Source organism: Streptomyces sp. ADI95-17 (assembly GCF_003846175.1).
Taxonomy (GTDB): domain Bacteria; phylum Actinomycetota; class Actinomycetes; order Streptomycetales; family Streptomycetaceae; genus Streptomyces; species Streptomyces sanglieri.
In genome coordinates this window covers 213,134-219,244 of the sequence record NZ_ML123055.1, presented here as the reverse complement: position 1 = coordinate 219,244, position 6,111 = coordinate 213,134, and the positions used below count along the sequence as shown (strand labels likewise).

At 69.4% G+C, this 6,111-nt stretch carries 5 protein-coding genes and 1 pseudogene; 3 read left to right on the top strand and 3 right to left on the bottom strand.

Going from position 1 to position 6,111, the window contains the following annotated elements; genetic code table 11:
- Positions 1 to 24 precede the first annotated feature (24 nt).
- The 3 genes and pseudogenes from EES42_RS42370 to EES42_RS42360 all read right to left on the bottom strand — a co-directional run.
- A pseudogene (locus EES42_RS42370) lies at positions 25 to 219 on the bottom strand (transposase family protein); the annotation flags it as partial.
- 476 nt (positions 220 to 695) lie between these two features.
- Complete coding sequence (locus tag EES42_RS42365; RefSeq protein WP_241196950.1) at positions 696 to 2,702, bottom strand: beta-N-acetylhexosaminidase family protein; 2,007 nt, start codon at positions 2,700 to 2,702, stop codon at positions 696 to 698.
- Positions 2,699 to 3,100 carry a hypothetical protein gene (locus tag EES42_RS42360; RefSeq protein WP_241196949.1) on the bottom strand — a complete coding sequence of 134 codons (402 nt, stop codon included), beginning with the start codon at positions 3,098 to 3,100 and terminating at the stop codon, positions 2,699 to 2,701. The genes EES42_RS42365 and EES42_RS42360 overlap by 4 nt, the downstream gene beginning before the upstream one ends.
- A gap of 213 nt (positions 3,101 to 3,313) precedes the next feature.
- Here EES42_RS42360 and EES42_RS42355 point away from each other — a divergent pair, with 213 nt between their 5' ends.
- The 3 genes from EES42_RS42355 (at position 3,314) to EES42_RS42345 (ending at position 6,104) form a co-directional block, all read left to right on the top strand.
- Entirely contained in the window at positions 3,314 to 3,994 is a 681-nt protein-coding gene (locus EES42_RS42355; protein ID WP_124723520.1) for a response regulator transcription factor, read from the top strand.
- Entirely contained in the window at positions 3,991 to 5,442 is a 1,452-nt protein-coding gene (locus EES42_RS42350) for a sensor histidine kinase (RefSeq protein WP_241196948.1), read from the top strand. The genes EES42_RS42355 and EES42_RS42350 overlap by 4 nt, the downstream gene beginning before the upstream one ends.
- A 95-nt stretch (positions 5,443 to 5,537) precedes the next feature.
- The gene (locus EES42_RS42345) at positions 5,538 to 6,104 is read left to right on the top strand and encodes a hypothetical protein (RefSeq protein ID WP_164495558.1); all 567 of its coding nucleotides are present in this window, start codon (positions 5,538 to 5,540) and stop codon (positions 6,102 to 6,104) included.
- The last annotated feature ends 7 nt before the right edge of the window (positions 6,105 to 6,111 follow it).

Here is a 6,111-nt window from a genome sequence, read left to right as displayed (position 1 = left end):
CGGCCGTCGCAACAGTGAGCGTTTTCAGCGTTGCCTCTCCAGGGTGAGGACGGCTTTGGCGATGACGGTCATGCGGTTGGGGCTGATGCGGGATCTGCGAAAGATCTGCCAGGGCTTCAGTCGTGCCATGCCGCGTTCGACTGGTGCCCTCGCAGCGGCCAGGGCTCGGTTGACGGTGCGCTGGGTGAGGGTGAGTTCGCCGCCCGGTGGGCGTTTGAGTCACGGGACAGGTCGGGGTCCTGGGCTGCGCGTGGAGCGGCGTGGGTGGATGCGGCCTTCCTCGTCCCGTAGTTGATCCTCGCCGGTCACAGCCCAGCCGGAGCGGAAGTGGAGCTCGGGGCCCGGGTGACGGCGTGGCGCGCGGCGGATCCGGAGGCGGTGAACCTGTTCGCGGTGGCGATTACCGGCTACTGGGCATGGCATCACGCACATGGCCCCGGCGGCGCTCTGGGCGCTTACCGGGGCCGGGCGGCGGAGGCTGGCAGGCGGTGGATTGACTACCGGCTCGGCTGAAGCCTGGAGGTGGTGGGGTGGTGGTGGTCGGTCAAGCCGCGGGTGAGGACGGACAGCAGGTGCGGGGCCACGAGGTAGCCCGCTGCGAACGTCATCGTCCGTTCGGTCTGGCCTTCGCTTTCTGCGGCGTTGGGGGTTCTCGGTTGGGTCAGCATGCCGCGCCCCTGCCTTTGCTCAGTGTCCTACAGGGTTTTCGCGGCTCGGTGGATGAAGGTGTCGAGTACGCCGTCGGCGACCTTGACGTTGCCGTGCGGGCGGGTGGCGCCGGGGATGGTGCGGACCGCGGCCGCCGCGCGCGCAAACTCGGCCGCTGCGGTGAACGAGCGGGTGGCCTTGCCCTTCTCTCCCTTGGCGCGGTGTTCGAGCCCGTCACAGGTGTGCTCAAGGGCCTTGGCCCACAGGGTGAGTGCGTCCAGCCAGGGCTTGGTCTCGGCGGCGAAACCCGGGTCGGTGACGGCTCTACGGATCTCGGTGGGGGCTTCGGCGAGTGAGCGTGTCTGTGCGCGCAGTGCCGTGACCGCTTGGTGTTTCCTGCCCGTGTGCCAGGATCGTTCGATGGCATCCAGTCGGGCCTTGAGGGCGGGGGCTGCGGGCTGCCATGGTGTGCCGGTCCAGCTGGGCGCCATGTGCTGGGTGTCGAGGAAGGTCAGCAGGGCGTGGGTGCCTTGCAGGTCGTGGGCGGTCATGTGTGCCGCGGCGCTGTGCCAGGAGTCAGTGGGCCGGTAGGCGCGCGGGTTCCAGGCGTAGTCGGCACCGGTGAATTCGGCGATCTTGCTGGCCGATGCCTGGTTCATCGGATTGAGCGCGATGCCGCTGAGGTGCTCGCCGAGCCTGGGGGTGCGCTTGGCGTAGGGGGCGAGCAGCAGGCGTCCGGCGGCGTGGTCGTAGTCGTTGGTGGGGTAGTTGTCCCAGAGCAGCACGTCGTGGCCCCACACGTCGGCCGCTCGACGGGTCTGTGCGGTGGTGATGGAGGTGGGCACCACGTCGGCGCCCGTCCACCACACCTGCACGCGGTCGTCCAGGGCGCGGCGCAGGGTCTTCTTGTACGGGGTGTCGGCGAGGTCGCTGTACTGCGTGGGCACGAACTGCAGCGGGCGCATGCCGCGGTGCTGGTCGACAAACTCGCGCTGCATGCGGTTGGTGAGGTCGGCCTGAGCGGCGGCGGCGGACTGCTCCGAGACGGGCCCGTACCGGGCGAAGTCCGCGGCACCGTTCCATACGGGCAGCGGGTGGATGTCGTCGAAGGCCAGGGCGAAGTCCCGGATCCCCAGGTTGTACAGGGACTGGAGCTTGCCGGTCAGGGCCTGGCGGTCGCCCGCATCGTTGTAGGTGATGGACTTGCCCGGGGACAGGACATAGGTGAAGCGCACGTGGTGGTCGGCGGCGTGCCGGGCCAGCTCGGCCAGCTCGCGTTCCAGTTTCCTCGGGTAGCGCTCGCGCCAGCGGTCACGTTCGTACGGGTCGTCCTTGGGCGCGTACAGGTAGGTGTTCAGCTTGACGTAGCCGTAGAAGGCGATCTGGTCCAGGCGTTCCTCGTGGGTCCAGGGCTTGCCGTAGAAGCCCTCGACGACCCCGCGCAGTGGCATGGCGGGGTGGTCGACGACCGTGGCGCCCGCTATCCGGCCGTCGGTGGCCAGCTGGGTGAAGGTCTGGGCTGCGTAGAAGACACCGTCGCCGTCGGCGCCCGCGAGCAGCACTCCGGTATGGCCGTCGAGGTTACCGGTGGTGATCTGGTAGCCCTCAGGCGGCAGTGTCCCGGAGGTGAAGGCCTTGCTGCGTCCCAGCTTGTCGGCCATGTGCGGAGCCGAGACGGTTCCGATGACGACGGTCAGCGGTCCTGCGGGAGGCGAGGCACCGCTGAGGGGAGAAACACGGACGTCGGCGGCACCCGCGCGGCGCAATGCCGCTTTCACCAAAGTGACGGAGCGGGCGTCGGTGCCCTGTGCGGTGAGCAGGTCCACACGGAGCGGCACGGAGAGGTCGGGCCCGGTACGGCGTATCTGCTGTGGGGTCGGCGACACCCGGGGCAGGTCATTACCGGTGACGGATGTCCGGGTGATCGAGGGCGCATCGGGGGTGCTGCGGGGGCCTGCTGCGTGGCCGTGGATTCCCATCTTGTCCAGGGGGGCGCAGCCTGCGAGGAGTAGCCCGCTGCCCAGCCATGCGGTGACGGTCCTGCGGCGGATCATCGGCCCTGCTCCGTGCGGCGGGCACCGAGCAGGGCCCAGGTGGCCAGCAGCAGCAGGACGAGCCAGCTGCCGGGCACCAGGAGGAACAGAGAGGTGGCGACGGAGGAGACGGGGTCGCCCAGTGGCAGGACCAGCCAGTACGCCACGGCACTGGTGAGGATCACCACCAGAGCGGCCAGCGGCCACACCAGGGCCCCCGCCACTTTGGCGCGACCGCTCCATCCGCGGGCCGGCAACCACACGGCCAGGCCGATCAGCCAGCCGACGACGGGCAGCAGGAACCCCCCGAAGACCAGTAGCACTACGACTGTTGTCTGCGCGGGTGTGCAGCCGCGCGCGGAGGTGCGAGGTACAGCCGGTGCGGGGCCGTCCGGGGCGGGGGGAGGGGTATGGTTCATGGAGGTTCCTGTGGGTGCGGAGGGTACGGGGGTGCGCTCCTGGCCGGAGGGGTTCCGGCGGGCGGCAGCTCGGCGACGGCGGTGATCGCTCACCCAGCCAGCGTTTCCGCGTTTTGTCCGCCGCCTGTGGGCAGAATGTGGACGGACCGTAACAAAGCTTCCGGAGGGGGCCTGCTGCCCGGATCTGCTGGCAGAGGTAGCCATAATTTCCTTATGCCCCAGATTCTGCTCATCGAGGACGACCAGTCCCTGCGCGACGGCCTTCAGCTGGCCCTGGAGCACCAGGGCCACCGGGTCCACGCCGCTGAGTCCGGCCACGCGGGTCTCACGGCGCTGCGGACAACGCGCACCGACCTGGTCGTCCTCGACCTGATGCTGCCGGACACCGACGGTTTCGAAGTCTGCCGCCGCATCCGCGCCTCCTGGCCAGTGCCCGTCATCATGCTCACGGCCCGTGGTGACGACTCCGACATCGTGCGCGGCCTCGACGCGGGCGCGGACGACTACGTCGTCAAGCCCGTACGCGGCCGGGTCCTCGATGCCCGTATCCGCGCAGTCCTGCGCGGGCAGGACCCCTCACCCGCGACCACAGCCACCGAGATCTACGAGGAGCTCACCGTGGACCGCTCCGGTCTCAGCATTACCAAGAACGGACGCCGCGTCGCCCTCACCCCGCTGGAACTACGCCTGCTGCTGCACCTGTCGGCGGACCCCGGTCATGTGTTCGCCCGGCAGGAACTGCTCGAAACGGTATGGGGCCACGACCCGTCGGCCGACGTACGCCTGGTGGACTCCGGTATCGCCCGGCTTCGTACGAAGATCGAGGATGATCCGGCATCCGCCCGCTACATACAGACGGCGCGCGGCTTTGGCTACCGCTTCGGACCGCTGTGAAGCGCCCCTCTCTGGTCAAGCGCCTGTCGTTCGGGCTGCGGGGCCGCCTGATCGCCGGATACCTGCTGGTCGCGGCCATCAGCGTGGTGGCGACGGCGGGATTCACCTACTACCAGGCGCACATCTCGATCCTCCGGACCGGACAGGACACCCTCCTCAACAGCCTGCGGGACGCGACCACCACATTCGCCGGCGACCTGCCCTACCCGCCCACCCGCGCCCAGCTCACCTCCTTCGCCGGAAAACTGGCCTCCGGCAGCGGCTTCCGGATCATCACCGTCTCCTACGGCGCCCAATCCGTGACCTCGGCCCAGGGCGGCCCTGCAATCCCCGAACCCCTCCGCCGTGATGTCACCGCCAACCGGGAACTGACCTTCCAGCGCGTCACCCAGGACGGCACCCCCTGGCTCACAGCCGGCACCCCGATCACCTTCGCCGACAGCAGACAACCGTCCGGCATCGAGGTCTACGGAGCCACCCCGCTGCGCTCCCTCAGCGACGCGAAGGCCGCCGTGTGGGTCGCCTCCCAGTACGGCGCGATCCCCGCGCTCGTCCTCGCCGTGCCGCCCGCACTGCTCGCAGCCCGCGGCGTACTGCGCCCCGTGCGCCGGCTCCAGCACGGCGCCCGACGCATGGCCGACGGCGATCTCACCAGTCGTATCAAGGCCACCGGAAACGACGAACTGGCCGACCTTACCAAGGCGTTCAACGAATCAACCGCCGCGCTGGAGACCACGGTCGGTGAACTCCGCAGAATGGAAGCCTCCGCCCGCCGCTTCGCCGCCGACGTCTCCCACGAACTGCGGACGCCCGTCGCCACGATGGTCGCCGTCAGCGACGTCCTCGACGACAGCGCCGACACCCTCCAGCCGGATATAAGCCGGGCGGCCCGCCTGGTCACCACCGAAGCCGACCGCCTCGCACGGCTCGTCGACGACCTGATGGAAATCTCCCGCTTCGACGCCGGCGCCAATACCCTGATCGCCTACGACATCGACGTGGCCGAGGCCGTACGTGCCTGCCTACGCGCCCGCGGCTGGCAGGACAAAGTCTCCACCGACCTCCCCGAACCCCCCGTCACCGCGCGCCTGGACCCCCGCCGCCTCGATGTCGTCATAGCCAACCTCGTCGGCAACGCCCTGCGCCACGGAGCGCCGCCCGTGACCGTCCGGGTGACCGCATCCGAGGGCGACGAGGGTTGCGTACGGATCAACGTCACCGACCACGGCGGGGGGCTCTCTCCCGAGACCGCCGCGCATCTCTTCGACCGCTTCTACAAAGCTGACCAGGCCCGGTCACGTTCCGAGGGCAGCGGCCTCGGCCTCGCCATCGCCTGGGAGAACACCCGCCTGCACGGCGGCACCCTGACCGCAGCCAACGGCCCGCACGGCGGAGCAGTCTTCACCGCAGAATTCCCACGCACCCCCACGGCAGGAGACGGTACGTGATACAAAGCAGCCGCCTCCTTCGCCCTTTTCTCCCTGTGCTCCTACTCGGCCTCACAGGCTGCGGCACCGGTCCGGCGATCGACGCGTCCAAGCCCATGGGAGCCGGCGAGCCGGCCACCGGAATCGTGGCAGGCACCGCCGTCTATTTCCTCAAGGACAGGGCACTGCACCCCGTCGAGCGCTCCGCCGCCGGCATCACATCACCCACCGAAGCCGTACGCGCCCTCCTCACCGGCCCCTCACCCGAAGACCGCAAGCAGGGCCTGACCAGCGCACTACCACCCCTGACCGGCACCTTGGAAACTGCCTTGGCCAAGGTGACCGCCACCCCAAACGCCCCCGGGCGGCTGCGCGTCACCCTCCCCTACGACCCGACCACACTCACCCCTCTCGCACTCGGACAGCTCACGTGCACGGCGTCCGCCACAGCACTGGTGGAACTGACCGGCACAGGCCACACCACCCCGGCCACCCACTGCTCCGACTACGCTGTGCGACATCCCGTGAGTTCTCCTGAGGGCGCTGTCACGTTGTTGGGTGTGTGGGTGTCTGATGGTGTGTCGGGGCATGGTGGGGCCTGTGCTCAGGCCGTGGTGGACAGACCGGCGGTGCCGGTGACCTGCTCCCAGGTGGTGAAGCGGTGCTGCATCTCGGTGCGGTAGTCGGGGG